Annotated in this window: 19 protein-coding genes; 8 read left to right on the top strand and 11 right to left on the bottom strand. The window is 74.6% G+C overall.

From position 1 onward, the window contains the following. Positions 1–71 precede the first annotated feature (71 nt). Entirely contained in the window at positions 72–827 is a 756-nt protein-coding gene (locus ACI792_RS13890) for an IclR family transcriptional regulator (protein WP_456603110.1), read from the top strand. Between the two features lie 3 nt (positions 828–830). Here the strand turns inward: ACI792_RS13890 and ACI792_RS13885 are convergent, their stop codons facing one another. The 6 genes from ACI792_RS13885 to ACI792_RS13860 all read right to left on the bottom strand — a co-directional run bounded on the left by ACI792_RS13885 (position 831) and on the right by ACI792_RS13860 (position 6776). Beyond that, positions 831–1916 carry a hypothetical protein gene (locus ACI792_RS13885; RefSeq protein ID WP_456603109.1) on the bottom strand — a complete coding sequence of 362 codons (1086 nt, stop codon included), beginning with the start codon at positions 1914–1916 and terminating at the stop codon, positions 831–833. After that, positions 1888–2610: a phosphatase PAP2 family protein gene (locus ACI792_RS13880; RefSeq protein ID WP_456603108.1), complete on the bottom strand. Its 723-nt coding sequence runs from the start codon at positions 2608–2610 to the stop codon at positions 1888–1890. The genes ACI792_RS13885 and ACI792_RS13880 overlap by 29 nt, the downstream gene beginning before the upstream one ends. Before the next feature lie 48 nt (positions 2611–2658). Further along, positions 2659–4122 carry a GTPase HflX gene (hflX, locus tag ACI792_RS13875; RefSeq protein WP_456603107.1) on the bottom strand — a complete coding sequence of 488 codons (1464 nt, stop codon included), beginning with the start codon at positions 4120–4122 and terminating at the stop codon, positions 2659–2661. A gap of 142 nt (positions 4123–4264) precedes the next feature. Beyond that, positions 4265–5137, bottom strand: a complete 873-nt coding sequence (gene dapF / locus ACI792_RS13870; protein WP_456603106.1) for a diaminopimelate epimerase — start codon at positions 5135–5137, stop codon at positions 4265–4267. Beyond that, positions 5134–6054 carry a tRNA (adenosine(37)-N6)-dimethylallyltransferase MiaA gene (gene miaA, locus ACI792_RS13865; RefSeq protein ID WP_456603105.1) on the bottom strand — a complete coding sequence of 307 codons (921 nt, stop codon included), beginning with the start codon at positions 6052–6054 and terminating at the stop codon, positions 5134–5136. Before miaA ends, dapF begins: the two co-directional genes overlap by 4 nt. Next, positions 6051–6776 (bottom strand): hypothetical protein, encoded by a 726-nt coding sequence (locus tag ACI792_RS13860; protein WP_456603104.1) that lies wholly within the window; start codon positions 6774–6776, stop codon positions 6051–6053. The genes miaA and ACI792_RS13860 overlap by 4 nt, the downstream gene beginning before the upstream one ends. Positions 6777–6816: 40 nt before the next feature. Between ACI792_RS13860 and ACI792_RS13855 the strand changes: the two genes are divergently transcribed. Beyond that, positions 6817–8361, top strand: a complete 1545-nt coding sequence (locus ACI792_RS13855; RefSeq protein WP_456603103.1) for a DUF349 domain-containing protein — start codon at positions 6817–6819, stop codon at positions 8359–8361. A gap of 71 nt (positions 8362–8432) precedes the next feature. On the opposite strand, the gene miaB is transcribed toward ACI792_RS13855, so the two are convergent. After that, positions 8433–9908 (bottom strand): tRNA (N6-isopentenyl adenosine(37)-C2)-methylthiotransferase MiaB, encoded by a 1476-nt coding sequence (miaB, locus tag ACI792_RS13850; protein ID WP_456603102.1) that lies wholly within the window; start codon positions 9906–9908, stop codon positions 8433–8435. A gap of 203 nt (positions 9909–10111) precedes the next feature. Between miaB and ACI792_RS13845 the strand changes: the two genes are divergently transcribed. From ACI792_RS13845 to ACI792_RS13825, 5 genes are all read left to right on the top strand, one after another. Further along, complete coding sequence (locus ACI792_RS13845; protein ID WP_456580012.1) at positions 10112–10867, top strand: amino acid ABC transporter ATP-binding protein; 756 nt, start codon at positions 10112–10114, stop codon at positions 10865–10867. A gap of 23 nt (positions 10868–10890) precedes the next feature. After that, on the top strand, positions 10891–11787 hold the full coding sequence (locus ACI792_RS13840; RefSeq protein WP_456603101.1) for a glutamate ABC transporter substrate-binding protein: 897 nt from the start codon (positions 10891–10893) through the stop codon (positions 11785–11787). Between the two features lie 74 nt (positions 11788–11861). Further along, positions 11862–12509 (top strand): amino acid ABC transporter permease, encoded by a 648-nt coding sequence (locus ACI792_RS13835; protein ID WP_456603100.1) that lies wholly within the window; start codon positions 11862–11864, stop codon positions 12507–12509. Further along, positions 12506–13396 carry an amino acid ABC transporter permease gene (locus ACI792_RS13830; protein WP_456603099.1) on the top strand — a complete coding sequence of 297 codons (891 nt, stop codon included), beginning with the start codon at positions 12506–12508 and terminating at the stop codon, positions 13394–13396. Before ACI792_RS13835 ends, ACI792_RS13830 begins: the two co-directional genes overlap by 4 nt. Positions 13397–13559: 163 nt before the next feature. Then, entirely contained in the window at positions 13560–14030 is a 471-nt protein-coding gene (locus tag ACI792_RS13825) for a hypothetical protein (RefSeq protein ID WP_456603098.1), read from the top strand. Between the two features lie 73 nt (positions 14031–14103). On the opposite strand, the gene ACI792_RS13820 is transcribed toward ACI792_RS13825, so the two are convergent. The 4 genes from ACI792_RS13820 to ACI792_RS13805 form a co-directional block, all read right to left on the bottom strand. Beyond that, on the bottom strand, positions 14104–14751 hold the full coding sequence (locus tag ACI792_RS13820) for a regulatory protein RecX (RefSeq protein WP_456603097.1): 648 nt from the start codon (positions 14749–14751) through the stop codon (positions 14104–14106). A 7-nt stretch (positions 14752–14758) separates the two neighbouring features. Further along, the gene (gene recA / locus ACI792_RS13815) at positions 14759–15796 is read right to left on the bottom strand and encodes a recombinase RecA (protein ID WP_456603096.1); all 1038 of its coding nucleotides are present in this window, start codon (positions 15794–15796) and stop codon (positions 14759–14761) included. A gap of 175 nt (positions 15797–15971) precedes the next feature. After that, on the bottom strand, positions 15972–16166 hold the full coding sequence (locus ACI792_RS13810; protein ID WP_456580019.1) for a DUF3046 domain-containing protein: 195 nt from the start codon (positions 16164–16166) through the stop codon (positions 15972–15974). 146 nt (positions 16167–16312) lie between these two features. Next, positions 16313–17590, bottom strand: a complete 1278-nt coding sequence (locus tag ACI792_RS13805) for an MFS transporter (protein ID WP_456603095.1) — start codon at positions 17588–17590, stop codon at positions 16313–16315. A gap of 92 nt (positions 17591–17682) precedes the next feature. Here ACI792_RS13805 and ACI792_RS13800 point away from each other — a divergent pair, with 92 nt between their 5' ends. Beyond that, positions 17683–22287, top strand: a complete 4605-nt coding sequence (locus ACI792_RS13800) for an ATP-dependent helicase (protein ID WP_456603094.1) — start codon at positions 17683–17685, stop codon at positions 22285–22287. The last annotated feature ends 8 nt before the right edge of the window (positions 22288–22295 follow it).

The following is a 22295-nucleotide window of genomic DNA, read 5'->3' as shown; positions in this document are numbered from 1 at the left end:
CACACTTTGCCGCGCAGTGGCACGAAGTGGTGCGCGCCACAGTAGGTCGGAGGAAAGGTGGCGTCAATCACATGAGGTCGGTGTCCGTCGCGCTGGCCGTCCTGGAGGCGGTGTCGGAGCAGCAGCCCGTCGGCGTCAGCGACCTCTCCCGGTCGATGCAGCTGCCCAAGTCGACGGTCCAGCGCATGCTGCTGACGCTCGGGGACCTGGGGTGGATCCGCGCCGGCGCCGAGGAGCCCACGCGCTGGTCGCTCACCGCCAAGGCCCAGGCCATCGGGTCACGGCACCGGGGCGACGAGGAGATCCGGCGCATCGCGCTGCCGGCGATGCACCGGCTCTCCGCGGCGACCGGCGAGACCGTGCACCTGTCCGTCCCGGAGGACCGGCGGATCGTCCTGCTCGACAAGATCGACGGCGTCCACCCGGTGCGGACGCACACCTCCGTCGGGCACGGCGCACCCCTCCACACGACGGCGTCCGGGAAGGCCGCCCTCGCCGCGATGCCCGAGCCGCGGGCCGCAGCACTGCTGCGCGCGGCGCCCCTGGAGGCGCTCACGCCGCACACCGACACCGACCCGGAGGCGTTGCTCCGGGAACTGCCGCGGGTGCGCCGGCAGGGCTACGCGGTCACGGTCGGCACGCGGCACCCGGACATCGCCGCCGTCGGGGCCGCCATCCTGGACCGCGCAGGCCTGCCCGTGGCGACCCTGAGCCTGTCCCTGCCCTCCCAGCGCTTTCCCCGGCGCCTGTGGCCGGTGCTCGGGGAACAGGTCACCAGGGCCGCAGAGGAGTGCAGCCGGCAGCTCGGCTGGCAGCCGGAGGCCTGACCCTCAGGTCCGGCGGCGCAGCCGTCCGGTCAGCCAGACCACGATCGTCGCCACGCCGGCGGCGATCAGGGCCGCGGCGATCGGCGACCGGTCCGACCGGGTGAGCTCGGCGAAGGACTGCACGGGGACAACGTCGGTGGGAGGCGTGCTCGCCGCTCCGGCCGGCACCGGCACCACCGCGACGGGGCTGGGCAGCCCCTCGCTCGCGACCACGAGCGCTCGGCTGTCGGCGGTGAAGCTGATCGCCTCGCCCTGCGGCGACTCCGGGAGCGCCACCCGCGTCGGCTCCCCGGCCAGCGCACCGACGACGTCGGAACCCGCCAGGGGCCAGACGTAGGCGTCGGTGTAGGTGCGCAGGGCCAGCGCACTCCCGTCGCCCGCCACTGCGCCACCGGTGACGAGGAGCTGACCGGCTCGGCCCACCGGCCCACCCGGGGTCCCGGTGAGGGTGATGTCCACCGTGCCCACCCGCTCCAGCGGCACCACGCCGCCGTCCACGAGCGCCCCGGCGGGCCGGTACACGCCACTGGACCCGAGGACCTCCTTGGTGACGAGGTAGGGGGTCCCGTCCGGGGCCAGGAGCAGCGCCTCGGCGTCGTGCGCGCCGTCGGGGTAGGTCAACCGGTGCAGCGCGGCCGTGCCGTCGGGCCGGAGCACGTGGAAGGCCACGGTCGGGCGGACGCCGCCGTTGTCACCGATGTCGGCCACCCAGACGCTGCCGTCGGACGCCACGCCGAGGTCCTCGGGGTCGAACGGGTCGGCCGCACCGGTCTGGACGTCGACGACGGCGCAGGTGGAGTCCAGCCCGTGCACCGCAACCTGGTCGCCGCCGTCGTTGAGGGCGAGCATCTGCTCCCCCACGACCACCAGGCCGGAGAGCTCGGCGAGCCGCGGGTCGGTGATCGAGCACCGGACCTCGGGGGCCGGCGCCGGCGCGGCGGGCGAGCCGGCGGTGGGTGCCACCGGGGCGGGCGCCTCCGCGTGAGCCGGAGCGGGTGCCAGCACGACCGTGCCGACGACCAGCGTGCTCGCGGCGAGGAGCCGGCACGTCCGGGCGCGGTCAGGGACGAGGACGGCCTGCTCGGGCACGTACCCAGCGTGACAGAACCACCGCGTCCAGTGCATGAACCACGCCCAACAGGACGATCCCGACGGCGGCCCCGACGAGCGCGTCGGTGACCCAGTGGAAGTCGAGCGACACCATCGCCACCCCCGTGGCGACCGGTCCGACCACGCTCAGCCACCAGAACGCCCGCTGCACGGTCGCCGGCAGTCCGTACTCGACCGCCTGCCAGCGGGCCACCCCCCACATGAGCACCGCGTTGGCCACGTGCCCGGAGGGGAACGAGACGCCGTCGGCGTGGAAGAAGTAGGACCCCGGGAACGCCGGCGCCGTCCGCCCGAGGCCGTGCTTGATGGCGTAGACGACCGCGGTCAGCACCCCCAGGGCGAGGAGCACCCGGACCGCCGGCAACCAGGCGCCCCGTCGCCAGAGGAGGTGGCCGACCAGGACGGCGAGCACGACGAGGATCGTGACCCGCCCGCCGAGCTGGGTGACCACCCACACCGCCGGGTAGCCCGGCGTGTCCCGCAGTCCCCAGTCGCTCACGATCTCGGAGACCCGCAGGTCCAGCCGCTCGGTCGGGCCGTGGGCGAGGAGGTCGGCGGTGATGAGCACCGCCACGACCAGCGCCGCGGCGACCAGCCACCACGGCGGCCGGCCGACGGGGACCACGGGCGCGGCCCGCGGTGCCTCCGTCGCCTGCACGGCTCCCCTGGTCACGCCGCCACGGTACCGGGCCGTGACCGGATCGTGATCAGTGCAGGCCGGTCAGCCGACCGGGACCGCGAACTCCTCGAGCACCGCCGCCAAGGCGCCGTCGACCCGGGCGGTGAGCCGGGTGCCGCCGGCCTCGTGCAGTTCGCCGAGCACCTCGCCGTCGCGGTGCACCCGCGCCACCAGGTCCCCGCGCTCGTAGGGCACCAGCACGTCGACGTCGACGTCCGGGTGCGGCAGCCGCTCGGCCACGAGCCTGCGCAGCGAGTCGATGCCGAGCCCCGTGCGTGCGGACACCCACACCGCACCCGGCAGGGCCTGCCGGAGCATGATGATGTCCTCCTCGCTCATCGCATCGACCTTGTTGACCACGATCAGCTCGGGCACCGCGGCGGCGTCGATCTCGCTCAGGACCACGCGCACCGCGTCGATCTGGCCGAGCGGGTCCGGGTCGGAGCCGTCGACGACGTGCAGCAGCAGGTCGGCCGCGGCCACCTCCTCCAGCGTGGAGCGGAAGGCGTCCACCAGCTGGTGCGGCAGGTGGCGCACGAAGCCGACGGTGTCGGTCAGCGTGTACTCCCGGCCGTCGGGCGACTGGGCCCGGCGGACCGTCGGGTCGAGGGTGGCGAACAGCGCGTTCTCCACGAGCACGCCGGCGCCGGTGAGCTGGTTGAGCAAGCTGGACTTGCCGGCGTTGGTGTACCCGGCGATCGCGACGCTCGGCGTCGCGTTGCGGTCCCGGCTGGAGCGCTGGGTCGCCCGGGCGGTCGCCATGCCGGCGATCTCCCGCCGCAGCTTGCTCACGCGGGCGCGGATGCGCCGGCGGTCGGTCTCGATCTTCGTCTCACCCGGACCGCGGGTACCGATGCCGCCACCGCCGGCGACCCGGCCACCGGCCTGCCGGGACATCGACTCACCCCAACCGCGCAGCCGCGGCAGCATGTACTGCATCTGGGCGAGCTCGACCTGCGCCTTGCCCTCCCGGCTGGTGGCGTGCTGGGCGAAGATGTCGAGGATCAGCGCCGTCCGGTCGACGACCTTGACCTTGAGCACCTTCTCCAGCTGGTTGAGCTGGCCGGGGGTCAGCTCGCCGTCGCAGATAACGGTGTCGGCGCCGGTGGCGGCGACGATGTCGCGGATCTCGGCGGCCTTGCCCGAGCCGACGTAGGTGGCGGCGTCGGGCTTGTCGCGTCGCTGGCTCACGGCCTCGAGGACCTGGGAGCCGGCGGTCTCGGCGAGGGCGGCGAGCTCGGCCAGCGACCGGTCGGCGTCGGCCTGCGTGCCCTCGGTCCAGACGCCGACGAGGACGACGCGCTCCAGCCGCAGCTGGCGGTACTCGACCTCGGTGACGTCGGCGAGCTCGGTGGAGAGGCCGGCCACCCGGCGCAGGGCGCCGCGCGCCTCGAGCGCGTAGGAGCCGGTGGTGTCGTCGGCCTCGTCCCACCGCCCGGCCGGGGCGGTACGGGGCTCGAGGTCGGCCTGCTCGTCGACGGGCAGGGCATCGGGGGCGGTCGTCATCGTGTCCAGCGTGGCACGGTCCTTCGAGGAAAGCACCTGAGTTGTCATCGCCGGGTACAACGCATCTGCCCTCCTCCTGCATCCCGATCGGCGGCACGAGTACGGCCTCCGCGAGCGGAGGGCCCCGGGAACCCACGCCGGCTCAGCCCGTGAGCCACTCCGCGCACAGGGTGCCGGCCGAGACCAGCACGGCCGGGCCGCTGAGCACCGTCGTCGTCGCGGTCACGTGGACCGACAGGCGACCCCCGGGGACGTCGACGACGACGGTCCCCTCTCCGGCGCCCTCGGCCCGGAGTGCCGCGTAGGCGGCGGCACACGCGCCCGTGCCGCAGGACCGGGTCTCGCCCACGCCTCGCTCGGAGACCCGCAGCCGCACGTGCGCGCCGGGCTCCAGGACGTTGACCAGCTCGACGTTGACCCCCTCGGGGAACAGCGCCGGGTCGAACCCTGGCGTGCCGGTCAGGTCGAGCTGCTCGACGGGCACCTCGGTGAGGCAGGCCAGGTGTGGGTTGCCCATGCTGACGGCGAGCCCGGCGAAGGTCCGGCCGTCGACGACCGCCTCCCCCTCGCCGAAGGGGCGCGCCGGGCCCATGTCCACCCAGTAGCCGCCGTCGGCGCCGGCCCCGACCCGCCGGGCCCCGCCGCGGGTGCCCACCAGCAGGCCGCCGGCGCAGGAGCCGCGGTCCACCAGCCCCTCGCCGACGAGCGCGTGCAGGAACAGGCGGATGCCGTTGCCGCACATCTCGGCGTAGGAGCCGTCGGCGTTGCGGTGGTCCATGAACCACTCGCACCGCTCGAGGTCATCCCCCAGCACGTCCGCCGCGTCCGGGACGTGGGCGCTGCGCACCAGCCGCAGCACGCCGTCACCGCCCAGGCCGGCCCGCCGCTCGCAGAGCCGCCGGACCATCGCGGCGTCGAGGCGGTCGCCGGCCCACACGGTGCCGTGGGGGTCGGGCAGCACGACGAAGTCGTTCTCGGTGCCGTGGCCGATCAGCACGCGGGGCGAGGAGGTCACCGGTCGATCGTAGGCCCGGTGATCACCGCCGCCGCCGCGTCGGCCAGGTCGGTCCGGGCGGCGTCGAACCACGTCGTCGCTGCGTCCCGGCGGAACCACGAGCGCTGCCGCCGGATGAAGCGGCGGGTCGTGGTGACGGTGCGCTCCCTCGCCTCGTCGGACGTCAGGACGCCGTCGAACTGCGCCAGCACCTGCGCGTAGCCCAGGGCGCGGGAGGCGGTCGGTCCCTCGCGCAGCCCGTCGGCGGCGAGCGCCGCGACCTCGTCGACGAAGCCCGCCGCCCACATCCGGTCCACGCGCGCCGCGATCCGCTCGTCGAGCTCGGCGGGCTCGCGGTCCAGGCCGAGCACCACGGCCGGGTAGTGCGGGCGCGGTTCGGGCAGCTGGGCGCGGAACGGCCCGCCGGTGAGCTCGACGACCTCCAGCGCGCGCACGATCCGCCGTCCGTTGCTCGGCAGGACGGCGGCGGCGGCCTGCGGATCGAGCTCGGCGAGCCGGGCGTGCAGCGCGGCCGGGCCGACGGCGGCGAGCTCTTCCTCCAGCCGGGCGCGGACGGCCGGGTCGGTGCCCGGGAAGTCCAGCTCGTCGAGGACGGCCCGCACGTAGAGCCCCGAGCCGCCGACGAGCAGCGGCACCGTGCCGACGGCGCGCAACCGGTCGATCTCCGCCCGCGCCCGCCGGCGGTACTCCGCGACCGAGGCCGGCTCGCGCACGTGCCAGAGGTCCAGCAGGTGGTGCGGCACACCGCCCCGCTCGACGAGGTCGGGCTTGGCCGTGCCGATGTCCATGCCGCGGTAGAGCTGCATCGAGTCCGCGTTCACCACCTCGCCGCCCAGCCGCCGGGCCAGTTCGACGGCGAGCGCGGTCTTGCCGGTGGCCGTCGGCCCGACGACCGCGACGACCGGCGGCGGCGTCACGCCACCATCCAGTCGGCGACGGGGTAACCCACCCCGAACGGCGCGGCATCGTGGCGCAGCCGGGCGGTGACGTGCCGGCCGGCGAGCGCGGCCCCCACCGCGCGCCAGACGGGCACCCCCGCGGCCAGCAGACCCGCCTCCGCGGCCGGGTCCAGCGCCGCCAGCGCGGCGGCATCCCCCGACGCCAGGGCGGTGGCGACCGCCGCGTCGAACGGCTCGGCCGCCGGGTCCAGGTACCCGGGCGCCTTCACCGAGCGCCGTGCCGAGCCGTCCCCCATGACCAGCACCCCGACCGGCGCCGGCAGGTCGCGCATCAGCTGGCCGACGTCGGCCGGGCCGACCCCCACGCGGGTGCCGGCGAACGCCGCCTGGTCGAGCAGCCAGGCGCCCACCGTGTGCGCGAGCGGGAGCCGCCTCCCCTCGGGGCGCAGCCGGCCGTCGAACGGCAGGTCGAGGTCGACGCCGAAGCCACGGAGGTCGCCGCCGTCGCCGGGACCGAACCGCTCCCCCGGCAGCGGCCCCGGCCCGACCACCACGACCACCTCCGGTCCGGCGCCGAGCAGCGCGGTGACCGCCTCTGCACAGGCCTCGCGCAGGGCGGTGCTCTCCGGCGAGGGCCGCCCCTCCACATCCGTGACCAGCAGGGGCGGGCACGGGCAGAAGGCGACGGCGGCCGACGGACTGGGCGCCCGGACCGGGACGCCGCCGGGGAAGGAGGTCACGGCAGCAGTCTCGCCGATGGGACGTGGGACACTGCCGGACGTGTCGAGCACGGACGACCCCGGCAACGGGGTGCAGCAGGCCGCTCCGCCGATTGCGGAGACCACCGAGACCCCTGAGACCCCCGCCCCGGAGGAGGCGACGCCGACCGGCGGCCCGGACGCGGTGACCCCCGCGGCCGGCACCGCGGCCGCGCCATCGCCCGCGGAGGCGGCGCTCGCCGACCCCACGGCGGATCCGGGCGCGCCCACCGGGGAACCCGACGCCTCCGTCGAGTCCCCGGGAGCGGCGGTGGCAGCCGCCGCGCCGACGCCGACGCCGACGCCCGCCCCCGCCCCCGCCCCGGCGCCGACGGCCGCGCCGGTGGAGACCGTGGTGAGCGACCCGTCGCAGTGGGGTCGCGTGGACGCCGACGGCACCGTCTTCGTGCGCACCGCCGACGGCGAGCGCGAGGTCGGTTCCTGGCAGGCCGGCGAGGCCGAGGCGGGGCTGGCCCACTACGGCCGCCGCTACGACGACCTCGCCACCGAGGTGTCCCTCCTCGAGGCGCGGCTCAAGGCGCACACCGGCAACCCCGCGGAGATCAAGGCCAAGGCCGAGGCGCTGGCCGGGTCGATCCCGACCGCCGCCGCCGTCGGCGACCTGGAGGGCCTGGCCACCCGGGCCCGCGCGATCGTGGAGACCGCCGAGGCCGCCGCCGTCGAGTACCGCGCCGAGAAGGCCGCCGCCCGCGCCGCGCAGGTGGCGCGCAAGGAGGCCCTGGCCGCCGAGGCCGAGCAGATCGCGGCCGAGTCGACGTCCTGGAAGGCCGCCGGGGACCGTCTCAAGGCGATCGTCGAGGAGTGGAAGACCATCCGCGGCATCGACCGCAAGACCGACGATGCCCTGTGGACGCGGTTCGCCGCCGCCCGGGACGCCTTCGGCCGCCGCCGCGGTGCCCACTTCGCCCAGCTCGACGCCCAGCGCAGCGAGGCCCGCTCGGCCAAGCAGGAGCTGATCCAGGAGGCGCAGCGGCTGTCGGCCTCGACCGACTGGGGCCCCACCAGCGCGGCGATGCGCTCGCTGATGGACCGCTGGAAGGCGGTGCCGCGCACCGGCCGCGACGGCGACGACGACCTGTGGAAGCAGTTCCGCGCAGCGCAGGACGTCTTCTTCAGCGCCCGTGCCGAGCAGGACAAGGCGCGCGACGCCGAGCAGGTCGCCAACCAGCAGGCCAAGGAGCAGCTGCTGGCCGAGGCCGAGCAGCTGGACCCCAGCAAGGACCTGCGGGGGGCGCAGAACGCGCTGCGCAAGATCCAGGAGCGCTACGACGCCATCGGTCACGTGCCCCGCGGCGTGATGCGCCAGCTCGAGGACCGGATGCAGGCGGTGGAGCAGAAGGTGCGCGGCGCCGCCGACGCCGGCCGCGTGCGCACCACTCCGGAGAACCCGATGGTCGCCTCCATGCGGGCCGCCGTCACCAAGGCCGAGGAGCAGCTGGCCAAGGCCGAGGCGGCGGGTGACGAGCGGCGGATCGACGAGGCGCGGGCCAACCTGCAGACCCGCCGGGAGTGGCTCGCCGAGGCGGAAAAGTCCGCCCGCCGGTAACCCCCCGGGCATAGGAGGCTCCACCTGCGGAATCGCCCCGCGGGACGCAGGTAGAGCCTCCTATGCCTCCGTCAGCAGCCGGTGACCACCGGCAGCGGTGCGGGGACGCCGACCTGCGGCATGCCCAGCGAGACGCCGGGCGTCGTCGGCCGGGTGCCGGCCTCGCTCGCGTCGCCGGCCCTCGTGCGGCGGTGGGACACCAGCGGGCCGTCCGCGACCAGGTGGTGCGGCGCGGCCTGGGTGACGACGGTCTCGACGACGTCGCCGGGCCGCACCCCGTCGGCCGCGGTGAAGTGGACGAGGCGCCCGTCGCGGGCCCGGCCGGAGAGGCGGCCGCGTGCGGCGTCCTTGCTCCCCTCCCCGGCGGCGACGAGCAGCTCCACCCGCCGGCCGACGAGCCGGCGGTTCTCCTCCCAGCTGACCTCGTCCTGCAGCGCGGTGAGCCGGAGGTAGCGCTCCTGCACGACCTCCTTGGGCAGCTGCCCGTCCATCTCGGCGGCCGGGGTGCCGGGCCGCTTGGAGTACTGGAAGGTGAAGGCGCTGGAGAACCGGGCGGCCCGGACCACCTCGAGCGTCTGCACGAAGTCCGCCTCGGTCTCGCCGGGGAAGCCGACGATGATGTCGGTGGTGATCGCGGCGTCGGGCATGGCGGCGCGGACGCGGTCGATGATGCCGAGGTAGCGCTCCTGCCGGTACGCGCGGCGCATCCGCTTGAGCACGTCGTCCGACCCGGACTGCAGCGGCATGTGCAGCTGGTGGCAGACCGCCGGCGTCTCGGCCATCGCGGCGATGACGTCGTCGGTGAACATCGCCGGGTGCGGGCTGGTGAACCGGACGCGCTCCAGCCCCTGGATGCGGCCGGTGGCGCGCAGCAGGTCGGCGAACGCGCTGCGGTCGCCGAAGTCGCTGCCGTAGCTGTTGACGTTCTGCCCGAGCAGGGTCACCTCGAGCACGCCCTGGTCCACCAGCGCCTGCACCTCGGCCAGGATCTCGCCGGGGCGGCGGTCCTTCTCCTTGCCGCGCAGCGCCGGGACGATGCAGAACGTGCAGGTGTTGTTGCACCCGACGCTGATCGACACCCAGCCGGAGTAGGCGGAGTCCCGCTTGGCGGGCAGCGTCGAGGGGAAGACCTCGAGGGACTCCACGATCTCGACCTGCGCCTCGGCGTTGTGCCGGGCGCGTTCGAGCAGGGCCGGCAGCGAGCCGACGTTGTGCGTGCCGAAGACGACGTCGACCCAGGGTGCCCGCGTGACGATCTCGCCGCGGTCCTTCTGCGCGAGGCAGCCGCCGACGGCGATCTGCATGCCGGGGCGGGCGTCCTTGACCGGGCGCAGGTGCCCGAGGTTGCCGTACAGGCGGTTGTCGGCGTTCTCGCGCACGGCGCAGGTGTTGAGGACGACGACATCGGCGTCGTCCCCGTCCGCGGCGGCGGTGTACCCGGCCGCCTCGAGCAGGCCGGAGAGCCGCTCGGAGTCGTGCACGTTCATCTGGCACCCGTAGGTGCGCACCCGGTAGGTGCGGGCGGGGCTCGCGGTGGGGCTGCTCATCTCGACACGGAGGATACGGCGCGGCCCGGGACGACCGGGGGCGTTCCGGGCCGACCGTCACGGAGGGGGTTCAGCACCCAGCGCGGCAGCGGTCACCCGAACGGGCGGATCGGGCCCGGTGACCCCCTGACCGGCCGTGTTCGTTACGCCTTCGTGATCCCACGGTGCGGGAACCGCGACCTCCCGCCCCTAAGGTCCCCAGGGTGACCAGCCGTCCGAACGGAGAGCCTCTCGTCCGCCTGTCCGGGGTGAACAAGTGGTTCGGCGAACTGCACGTCCTGCAGGACATCGACCTCGAGATCGCCCGGGGCGAGGTGGTCGTCGTCATCGGCCCGTCGGGGTCGGGCAAGTCGACCCTGTGCCGCGCCATCAACCGCCTCGAGTCGATCGAGAAGGGCGAGATCGTCATCGACGGCGAGCGGCTGCCCGAGGAGGGCAAGCAGCTCGCCCGCCTGCGCGCCGACGTCGGCATGGTGTTCCAGAGCTTCAACCTCTTCGCGCACAAGACCATCCTGGAGAACGTCACCCTCGGGCCGATCAAGGTGCGCAAGCGGTCGAAGGCCGACGCCGAGAAGCGGGCCCGCGAACTGCTCGACCGCGTGGGCGTCGGCGCGCAGGCCGACAAGTACCCGGCTCAGCTCTCCGGCGGCCAGCAGCAGCGCGTGGCCATCGCACGGGCCCTGGCCATGGACCCCAAGGTCATGCTGTTCGACGAGCCCACGTCGGCGCTGGACCCGGAGATGATCAGCGAGGTCCTCGACGTCATGGTCGGGCTGGCCGCCGACGGGATGACGATGATCGTCGTCACCCACGAGATGGGCTTCGCGCGGAAGGCGGCCAACCGCGTCGTCTTCATGGACGGCGGCCGGGTCGTGGAGTCCTCCGACCCCGAGACGTTCTTCAGCACCCCGAGCTCCGACCGGGCCAAGGACTTCCTCTCCAAGATCCTGAACCACTGACCGTTCCTACGGAAGGACAGCTCATGCGCACCACCCGCTACGCCGCCTCGCTCGCGGCCCTCGGCTTCATGCTCGCCGCCTGTGGTGGCAGCGAGGCCGGCAACCAGGCCGAGGACGCCGCCGACTCGACCGTCGAGGTCCAGGAGGAGGTCGACTTCGAGGCGGGTACCACGATGGCCGAGCTCGCCGAGGCGGGTTCCATCACCGTCGGCACCAAGTTCGACCAGCCCGGGTTCGGTCTCCTGAACCCCAACACCGAGACCCCCGAGGGCTTCGACGTCGAGATCGCCAAGCTGATCGCCGCGGAGCTCGGCATCGCCCCCGAGGACATCGAGTGGACCGAGACCGTCTCGGCCAACCGCGAGCCCTTCCTGCAGAACGGCCAGGTCGACATGGTGGTGGCGACCTACACCATCAACGACGCCCGCAAGGAGCTCATCGACTTCGCCGGCCCGTACTACGAGGCCGGCCAGGACATCATGGTCGCGGCCGGCAACCCGGAGGGCATCGAGGGCCCCGAGGACCTGGCCGGCAAGAACGTCTGCTCGGTCGAGGGATCCACGCCGGCGCAGAACATCCGGGACAACTACCCGGAGGCGACCCTCACGCTGTTCGACGTCTACTCGAAGTGCGCCGACGCCCTCGCCAACGGCCAGGTCGACGCCGTGACCACGGACAACGTCATCCTCACGGGCCTGGTCGCCGGCAGCGACGGAGCCTTCGAGCTCGTGGGCAACCCGTTCACCGAGGAGCCGTACGGCATCGGCGTGCCGAAGGGTGACGACGAGTTCCGCGCGTTCATCAACGACACGCTGGAGGAGGCCTACGAGAGCGGCGCCTGGGCCGACGCCTGGGACCGCACCGCCGGCGCCATCAGTGGCCAGGAGGCCCCCGAGCCGCCGGCCGTCGACCGCTACTGAGCACCCCCGGCGCTGCGGGGCGGGAACTCCTGCCCCGCAGCGCCGCTCCATGACCAGCCCCGAGAGGAGGCGGCGTGCAGTTCCTCGCTGAGAACTTCGACCTGCTGTGGGACGCGTTCCTGACGACGCTGAGCCTGTCGCTGCTCGCCGGCCTGCTCGCCCTCGTGCTGGGCACGCTGCTGGCGGCCGCGCGCGTCAGCCCCATCCCGCCGCTGCGCGGGCTGGCGACCTTCTACGTCGAGACCTTCCGCAACACGCCGCTGACGGTCGTCTTCTTCTTCCTCATCTTCGGGCTGCCGCAGATCGACTTCATCCTCGGCTTTTACACCGGGGCGGTGCTCTCCCTCGGGCTCTACACCGCGGCGTTCGTCTGCGAGGCGGTGCGCTCGGGGATCAACGCGGTCTCGACCGGTCAGGCCGAGGCGTCCCGCGCGATCGGCCTCACCTTCGGGCAGTCGCTCCGCGAGGTCGTCCTCCCGCAGGCGTTCCGCACCGTCGTCCCGCCGCTGGGCAACGTCTTCATCGCCATGGTGAAGAACAGCTCGATCGCCGCCGGCTTCGCCACCAGCGAGCTGAGCTCCCTGCTCCCCCGCCTGGTCAACGCGGACGCCGGGCAGTTGACCGCCGTCCTGCTGGGGGTGGTGATCGCCTACATGATCATCACGTTGCCGCTCGCGTTCGGCGTGCACAGCCTGGAGCGACGGGTGGCGATCCTCCGATGACCACGCCGGTCCTCTTCGACATCCCCGGCCCCAAGGCCCGCGCGCGCATCCGGATCGGTACCGGCGTCGGGATCCTGCTGATCCTGGGGATCCTCGCGCTCGTCCTCATCCGGCTCGCCGGCAACGGCCAGCTGGAGAGCCAGCGCTGGGCCGTGCTGTTCGACGCGCGCACCGGCGTGCCGCAGACGCTCGGCCGCGCGTTGGTCAACACGCTCCAGGTCGCCGCGGTCGGCATGGTCGTGGCCACGGTCCTCGGCCTGCTGCTGGCCGTCGGACGGCTGTCGGATCACCGCGCGGTGCGCTGGCTGGTCGGCACCTACATCGAGTTCTTCCGCGCCATCCCGCTGCTGGTCGTCATCTTCGCGCTCTACTTCGTCCTGCCGAAGTACGACGTCGAGCTCTCCGCATTCCAGGCGCTCGCCGGCGGGCTCATCCTCTACAACTCGGCGGTGCTCGCCGAGATCTTCCGGGCCGGCATCCTGTCGATCGACAAGGGCCAGCGCGAGGCCGCCTTCGGCATCGGGATGCGCAAGTACCAGGTGATGTCGCTGGTGCTGCTCCCCCAGGCGACGAGGCGCATGCTCCCGGTGCTCATCGCGCAGCTGGTGGTCCTGCTGAAGGACAGCTCCCTCGGCTTCATCATCGGCTACTTCGAGCTGCTGCGAGGTGCGCGCAGCCTCGTGGAGTTCTTCTCCCTGAGCTTCGGCAACCAGTACACCTTCCAGCTGTACGTCGCCGCGGGCCTGATCTACATCATCATCAACGTGCTGCTCTCCCAGCTGGCGAAGATCGTCGAGCGCCGGACCCGCCGGGCGGCGACGACGGGCGGCGGTGCGCCGAAGCTGCCGGCGGACGTGCAGATGGGTGGCGGCGGGGGCGCAGTCTGAGCCTCCGCACCGTTCCGCGGCGGTGCGGACGACGCGGTCGCCGGCTCCGCCCGGAGTGCTGCGGACTGCGCCTCCGACCAGGCCGTTCCCGTCCGGCTCAGTCGTCCCACCCGGGCGCGCCGGAGTACGGCGGAGCGCATCCGTCGCGAGACTGGTCGGCACGATGGAGACGATGCACGCGGCCGGTCGCCGCACCCTTCCCCCGGTCCCGCGGACCGCTGCCGAGACGAGCCCGCCGGTCGTCCACCTCACGATGGCCGCCCCCGCTCCCCTCGACGCGCTCGCCCGGCTCGACGAAGGGCAGGCGTTCGTCGCCCGCCTGCGGTCGGCGGCTACGGCGTTCGCCGACGCCGCCGGGGCGGAGAGCGCCGTCGTCCGGGAGGTCGTGCCGCCGGCCCGGCACCGGCGCTCGCGCTGCCGGGTGGTGTTCCGGTACGCCGACGGCGCCGAGACCGACCTGACGTTGCTCGGCGAGCGCCGGCGCTCGGGGACGTCCGCGGCCGACGGGTTCGACGCCGAGATCACCCGGTGGCTCGCCGACGGTCAGCGCCGCGACCCGGCCTGGCTGGTGGCCGACGACGAGGCCCCCGACGGCGTGGCCGTCGACGTGACCGCCTGGGTCACCACCGGCTGAGCGCGGAGACGCGACCGGAGGTGGTCCGGTGCCCCCGGGCCGCCTCCTGTCGCGTCGGGGAGGCGCGACCGGCTCAGGGCAGCGCGCTCTCCTCGTCGACGCCGGCGTACTCGTCCTCGTCGGCGGCGCCGACCTCGTCCAGGACGTCGCGGACGACGGCCGCCGCGAGCCCGCCGTTGTAGCCCTTGCGCGCCAGCATGCCCATGAGGCGCCGGGTGGCCGTCTGGCGGTCCAGCCGGCGCATCCCGGGCGCGCGACGCTCCACGAGCCGGCGGGCCGCCGCCCGTTCGTCGTCGTCGTCGACCAGCTGGACGGCTTCTGCGGCGGTCTCGGGGTCGACCCCCTTGGCGCGCAGCTCCGCGGAGAGCGCTCGCCGGGCGAGCCCGCGGCCGGCCTGCCGGCTGCTGACCCACGCCCGGGCGAAGGAGGCGTCGTCGATCAGCCCGACCTCGGTGAACCGGTCGAGCACGGCCTCGGCCGCGTCGTCCGGCACCCCTCGCTCGGCGAGGAGGTCGGCGAGCTGCCGCCGCGTCTTCGGTGCCCCCGTCAGGGCGCGCAGGCAGATGCCCCGCGCGACCTGCTCGGGGTCACCAGGCTCGTCCTCCGGGGAACCGGGGGCGACGTCCGGGGTCAGGGGATCGTCGCCACCCGGCGTCCGCGGGCGCCGGGCGGCCCGGGTGTCCCCGAAGCCGCGCCGGCGGGACGGTCGCCGCTGGTCCACCGGCAGGTCAGAAGTCGGTGGCGTCGACCGGCGCCGGGGCGTCCAGCTTCGGGCCGATGCCGAGCTTCTCCTTGACCTTCTTCTCGATCTCGTCGGCGAGGTCGGGGTTGTCCTTCAGGAAGTTGCGGACGTTCTCCTTGCCCTGGCCCAGCTGGTCGCCCTCGTAGGTGTACCAAGCGCCGGACTTCTTCACGATGCCCTGCTCGACACCGGCGTCGACGATGCCGCCCTCCCGGCTGAAGCCCTGACCCCAGAGGATGTCGAGCTCGGCCTGCTTGAACGGCGCGGCCACCTTGTTCTTGACGACCTTGATGCGCGTGCGGCTGCCGATCGCGTCGGTGCCCTGCTTGAGGGTCTCGATGCGGCGGACGTCGAGGCGGACGGACGAGTAGAACTTCAGCGCGCGACCACCGGTGGTGACCTCGGGCGAGCCGTAGACCACGCCGACCTTCTCGCGCAGCTGGTTGATGAAGATCGCCGTCGTGCCGGAGTTGCTCAGCGCACCGGTGATCTTGCGCAGCGCCTGGCTCATCAGACGGGCCTGCAGACCCACGTGGCTGTCACCCATCTCGCCCTCGATCTCGGCGCGGGGCACCAGAGCCGCCACGGAGTCGATGACGATGATGTCGAGCGCACCGGAGCGGATCAGCATGTCGGCGATCTCGAGGGCCTGCTCACCGGTGTCGGGCTGGCTGACCAGGAGGGCGTCGGTGTCCACACCGATGGCGCGGGCGTACTCCGGGTCGAGCGCGTGCTCGGCGTCGATGAAGGCGGCGATGCCGCCGTTGGCCTGGGCGTTGGCCACCGCGTGCAGGGCGACCGTGGTCTTACCGGAGGACTCCGGCCCGTAGACCTCGATGACCCGGCCGCGCGGGAGGCCGCCGATGCCGAGGGCGATGTCGAGGGCGATCGACCCGGTCGGGATGACCTTGATCGCCTGGGCGGCCTCGTCGCCCAGCCGCATGACCGAGCCCTTGCCGAACTGCTTGTCGATCTGGGCGAGGGCCATGTCGAGGGCCTTGTCGCGGTCGAGCGTTGCTGCCATGGTGCGTCACCTTCGGTTCGCGAGAAGCGGGTCGGGACCGACGCTAGGGCGAGGCACCGACAGTTTTCGGATTCCAGGGCGGGCTGGGGAGAACCGGCCGGCCTGTGGACGCCACAGTAGGCCGAACACGTGTTCGATCGCCAGGCCGACACGCCGCACCGGGGAACCGGCCGGCTCAGCGCTCCTTGACCGGCACGTCGAAGGCCTCGCAGACGGCCAGCCACACCTTCCGCACCGGCACGCCGGCCTCGATGGCGTCCAGCGCCGTGCGGCCGCCGAGGTCGGAGAACACGTGGTCGCGCGCCACGCTCTGGGCGCGCATCGACCCGAACTGACCGTCCAGACGGGACCAGAACTCCTGCAGCCGCACGCCACGACGCTAACCCGTCCGCCCCCGGCCGCGCTGCCGCCGCCCTACCCTTGCGCGCATGATCCCGGGCACCGGCTCCTCGACGCTCGACACCGTCCTCGAGATCGGCATCGTCATCGCGCTCGTCGCGCTGATCGTGCTGCTGATCAGGAACTACCGCGGGCGCTGACCCGCCAGCCCAGCCAGACCACGACGAGCGGGAGCACCAGGGCGGCGGAGACCCCGGAGACCAGCCCGAACCCGCCCCAGGCCAGCAGCGGGCCACCGACCACCCCCGCCAGCGCGGCACCGAGCCCCATCAGCAGGTCGGTGCCGCCCTGCGCGGTCGGCCGCAGCTCGGGCCCCACCGACGCCGTCACCAGCGCCGAACCCGCGATGAGCCCGCAGGACCAGCCGAGGCCCAGCAGGAGCAGCCCGGCACCGAGCTGCACCGAGTCCGCCGGCGCCGCCGTCCCCGAGATCGCGGCCGCGGCCAGCAGCAGCCCGGCGCCCAGGGCGACGACCGTGGGGGCCCCCGCCCGGTCGGCGAGCATGCCCACCAGCGGCGAGAACAGGTACATCCCGGCGACGTGCACGCTGATGACCAGCCCGACGAGGCGGAGCACCGCCCCCTCCGGGCCGCCGGCGTGACCCATGTGCACCGGCGTCATCACCATGACGCCGACCATCACCGAGTGGGCGACCACCACCGCGGTGACGCCCAGCCGCCCGGCCGGGGTGGCCCAGACCGCCCGCAGGGCGGCACCGGTGGCGTGCCGTGGCCGCGGACCGCCACCACCCCCGCCCAGCGCCCGGGCCACCAGCAGTGGATCGGGGCGCAGGAGCAGCAGGAAGCCCACCGCCACCACCGCGAACACGATCGCCGACACCACGAAGACGCCGCCCAGCGCGGGCAGGCCCAGGGCCTCGCCGAGCTCGGCACCGGGTGCGGCCAGGTTCGGGCCGACCACGGAGCCGACGGTCGTGGCCCACACGACGAGCGAGAGCGAGCGCCCGCGGTGCTCGGGCTGGGCGAGGTCGGCGGCGGCGTAGCGGGACTGGAGCCCGCACGCCGTGGCGGCACCGAACAGGAACAGCCCGCCCAGCAGCAGGAGCAGGGAGGAGACCGCCGCGGCCACGACGGTCACCACCGCGCCGACCACGCTGAGGCCGTAGCCGACGGCGAGCCCCGCCCGCCGGCCGGCCGAGTCGCTGATCCGGGCGAGCGGCACCGCCAGGACCGCAGCCCCCAGGACGCCGGCGGTCTGGCCGAGGCCGGAGGCGGTGTCGGTGCCGGCGACGTCGCGGGCCAGCAGCCCGCCGGCGGTGATGCCGACCGTGACGCCGAGCCCCGCCAGGGCCACGCCGCCGCTGAGGACGCCCAGCGTGCGGCGCTGCACGCGGGCGACGTCGACCGTGGCCTCGGGTTGCTGCAGCGGTGTCACGTGCGCTCCCGTCTCCCCGGGCGGGTGGTTCCCGCCCCTCCGGCGTCCGCGCCGGTCAGCGAAGTGTCGTACACGGCGGGGACACTGAGCGCGTGCCCGCCCGCCCGACCTCCGGCCGCCCCGAGGGCCGGGGCGCCCTGACCAGATTCTCCGAGCCCACCCGCGCGTGGTTCACCGGCGCCTTCGAGCAGCCCACGGGCGCGCAGGAGGGCGCCTGGGAGGCGATCAGCAGCGGCGAGCACGCCCTCGTGGTGGCGCCCACGGGCTCCGGCAAGACGCTCGCCGCGTTCCTGTGGTCCCTCGACCGGCTGGCCGCCACCCCACCGGCCGACGAGCGGACCCGGTGCCGGGTGCTCTACGTCTCCCCGCTGAAGGCCCTCGCCGTCGACGTCGAGCGCAACCTGCGGGCCCCGCTCGCGGGCATCGGCCAGGCGGCGGCGCGGCTCGGGCTGCCCCGGCCGGAGATCACGGTCGGCATCCGCTCCGGCGACACCCCGGCCGACGAGCGGCGCACCTTCGCCCGCCGGCCACCCGACATCCTCATCACCACGCCCGAGTCGCTCTTCCTGCTGCTCACCAGCCAGGCCAGGGAGGCGCTCCGCGGCGTCGAGACGGTCATCGTCGACGAGGTCCACGCCGTCACCGACTCCAAGCGCGGCGCGCACCTGGCCGTATCCCTCGACCGGCTCGACGAGCTGCTGGAGCGGCCGGCGCAGCGGATCGGGCTCTCGGCGACGGTGCGGCCGATCGAGGAGGTGGCCACCTTCCTGGCGGGCGGGCGCCCGGTGCAGGTCGTCTCCCCCGCCTCGACCAAGGAGTGGGACCTCTCGGTGGTCGTCCCGGTCGAGGACATGAGCGAGCTGGGCCAGCCCACCGGTGAGCTGGAGGGCTCGGCCGCCGGGCACCAGCCGCGCACCTCGATCTGGCCGGCGGTCGAGGAGCGGGTGCTCGACCTGGTGCAGGCGCACCGCAGCACGATCGTCTTCGCCAACTCCCGCCGGCTGGCCGAGCGGCTGACCAGCCGGCTGAACGAGCTGGCCTACGAGCGGCAGACCGGTGAGCCCGTGCCACCGGGCACCAACGCCGCGGCGCTGATGGCGCAGGCCGGCTCCGGCGGCGGCCTGCCCGAGGCGTTCCAGCCGGTGGCGGCGGCCCACCACGGGTCGGTCTCCCGCGAGCAGCGGGCGATCGTCGAGGAGGCGCTGAAGTCGGGTCGGCTGCCCGCCGTCGTCGCGACCTCGAGCCTCGAGCTCGGCATCGACATGGGCGCGGTCGACCTCGTCGTGCAGGTGGAGGCGCCACCCACGGTGGCCAGCGGCCTGCAGCGCGTCGGCCGGGCCGGGCACCAGGTCGGGGCGGTCAGCCGTGGCGTGCTGTTCCCGAAGTACCGCGGTGACCTCGTGCAGTGCGCGCTGGTCGCCGAGCGGATGCAGGCGGGTGCCATCGAGTCCATCCGCTACCTGCGCAACCCCCTCGACGTGCTGGCCCAGCAGATCGTCGCGATCGTCTCCGAGCGGCCGCGCACCGTCGACGAGGTCGGCGCGCTGGTCCGCCGCTCGGCGGCGTTCTCCTCGCTGCCGGAGTCGGCGCTGCACGCCGTCCTCGACATGCTCGCCGGGCGCTACCCCTCCGACGCCTTCGCCGAGCTGCGCCCGCGGCTCACCTGGGACCGCGTCACCGACACCCTCACCGCCCGCGCCGGCGCCCAGCGGCTGGCCGTCACCAGCGGCGGCACCATCCCCGACCGCGGCCTGTTCGGCGTCTTCCTCGTCGGTGGCGAGGGGACCGGCGGCCGCCGGGTCGGCGAGCTGGACGAGGAGATGGTCTACGAGTCACGGACGGGTGATGTGTTCCTCCTGGGCTCCTCGTCCTGGCGGATCGAGGAGATCACCCACGACCGCGTGCTGGTCACCCCCGCGCCCGGCCAGCCGGGGAAGATGCCGTTCTGGCACGGCGACGCCCCCGGGCGCCCGCTGGAGCTCGGCCGGGCGCTGGGCGCCTTCCTCCGCGAGGTCGGCTCCGCGACGCCGGAGGCGGGCCTGGAGCGCGCCCGCGCCGCCGGCCTGGACGAGTGGGGCGCGGCCAACCTCGCCGCCTACCTGGCCGAGCAGAAGGCGGCCACCGGCCACCTCCCCGACGACCGCACGCTGCTCGTCGAGCGGTTCCGCGACGAGCTCGGCGACTGGCGGCTGGTGGTCCACTCCCCCTTCGGCGCGCAGGTCAACGCGCCCTGGGCGCTGGTCCTCGCCGCCCGGCTGCGCGAGCGCCACGGCGTCGACGTCTCGGCCATGCACTCCGACGACGGCATCGTGCTGCGGCTGCCCGACACCACCGGGGAGCCGCCCGAGGCCGACCTCGCCGTCCTCGACCCCGACGACGTCGAGCGCGAGGTGACCGCGGAGGTCGGCAGCTCCGCGCTGTTCGCCAGCCGGTTCCGCGAGTGCGCCGCCCGCGCGCTGCTCCTCCCCCGGCGTGACCCCCGCCGTCGCACGCCGCTGTGGCAGCAGCGCCAGCGCGCCGCCCAGCTGCTGGGCGTGGCCAGCGAATTCTCCTCGTTCCCCATCACGCTCGAGGCCGCCCGCGAGGTGCTGCAGGACGTCTACGACGTGCCGGGCCTGGTCGAGCTGATGCGCGACGTGCGGGCCCGGCGGGTGCGGCTGGTCGACGTGCAGACCGAGACCGCCTCGCCCTTCGCCCAGTCGCTGCTGTTCGGCTACGTCGGCCAGTTCCTCTACGAGGGCGACGCCCCGCTCGCCGAACGGCGCGCCCAGGCGCTCGCCCTCGACACCGGCCTGCTCGCGGAGCTGCTCGGCCGCTCGGAGCTGCGCGAGCTGCTCGACGCCGAGGCGATCACCGAGATCGAGGCGGAGCTGCAGCGGCTCCCCCAGCAGCGGCACCCGCGCGACGTCGACGGCGCCGGCGACCTGCTCCGCGTGGTCGGCGACCTCACCGCGGCCGAGGCCGCGCGCCGGGGGGTGCCGCAGCCGTGGCTCGACGAGCTGGTCGCCGCCCGCCGGGCGCTGGTCGTCCGCATCGCGGGCGAGGAGCGGCACGTCGCGATCGAGGACGCCGGCCGCCTGCGCGACGCCCTCGGCACCGCGCTCCCCGTCGGGGTGCCCGAGGTGTTCACCGAGCCCGTCGCCGATCCCCTCGCCGACCTCGTCGGCCGCTACGCCCGCACCCACGGCCCGTTCCAGCCGGCCGAGGCCGCCACCCGGCTGGGCCTGGGGGTCGCCGTGGTCACCGCGACGGTGCAGCGGCTGACCGCCACCGGCCGGCTCGTCTCCGGCGAGTTCCGCCCCGGCGGCACCGGCCAGGAGTGGTGCGACGCCGACGTGCTGCGCTCCATCCGCCGGCGCAGCCTGGCCAAGCTGCGCCAGGAGGTCGAGCCGGTGCCCACCGGGACGCTGGCGCGGTTCACGCCGTCCTGGCAGGCGGTGGGCGGCCGGCTGCGGGGCGCCGACGGCGTGCTGGCGGTCGTCGAGCAGCTCGCCGGCGCCCTGGTGCCGGCCAGCGCCCTGGAGTCGCTGGTCCTGCCGGCCCGGGTGCGGGACTACTCCCCCGCGATGCTGGACGAGCTCACGAGCGCCGGAGAGGTGCTGTGGGCCGGTGCCGGCGGACTGCCGGGTGGGGACGGCTGGATCAGCCTGGTGCCCGCCGACCTCGCCCCGCTGCTGCTGCCCGAACAGCTCGAGGTCGCCGGCGAGGGGCAGCCGCTCCTCGACCTGCTCGCCGGCGGCCAGGCGCTCTTCTTCCGCGGCCTCTCCGACGCCCTGGGCGCCACCGACGACGCCGCGCTCGCCGACCTGGTCTGGGACCTGGTGTGGGCCGGCGCGCTGACCAACGACACCCTGGCCCCGCTGCGCACCCGCCTCGGTGGCGGCGGCACGCACAAGCGGGCCGCCGCCGCGCCGCGGGTCACCCGCAACCGGTACGGGCGCCCGCGGCTGACCCGCGCCGCCATGCCGAGCCGCGGTGGCCCACCCACGGTGGCCGGGCGCTGGTCGCGGCTGCCCGACCGGGAGGCCAACGCCACCCGGCGCACGACCGCCCGCGCGGAGGCGCTGCTGGAGCGGCACGGCGTCCTCACCCGGGGCGCGGTCATGGCCGAGCAGGTGGTGGGCGGCTTCTCCGCGGTCTACCCGGTGCTGCGCGCCTTCGAGGAGAACGGTCGCGCGCGCCGCGGCTACTTCGTCGAGACCCTCGGCGCGGCGCAGTTCGGCACCCCCGGCTCGGTCGACCGGCTGCGCAGCTTCGCCTCGGCCGACCGGCTGCCGGCCGGCGCCGTCGTGCTGGCCGCGACCGACCCGGCGAACGTGTACGGGGCGGCGCTGCCGTGGCCGGAGCGGCCCGGCAGCGAGGACGCCGCCGCCGACATCGGCGAGGGCACCGGCACCGGGCGGAAGGCCGGGCACCGGGCCGGGCGCAAGGCGGGGGCGCTGGTGGTCCTGGTCGACGGCGACCTGGTCCTCTACGTCGAGCGCGGCGGGAAGACGCTGCTGTCCTGGACCGAGGACGAGCAGACCCTCAAGGAGGCGGCGACGGCGCTGTCCGGCGCGGTGTCGGCCGGGGCGCTGGGTCGGATGGTGGTGCAGAAGGCGGACGGCGCGTCGGTGCACGAGTCGACGCCCCTGAGCAGCGCGCTGCAGGCGGCCGGGTTCGCCGCCACCCCCCGCGGCCTGCGACTGCGGGGCTGATCAGCCGG

It is taken from the genome of Blastococcus sp. SYSU DS0669 (assembly GCF_054050895.1).
Note: the sequence above shows the minus strand (reverse complement) of the source record. Positions and strands in the feature narration are given on the sequence as shown.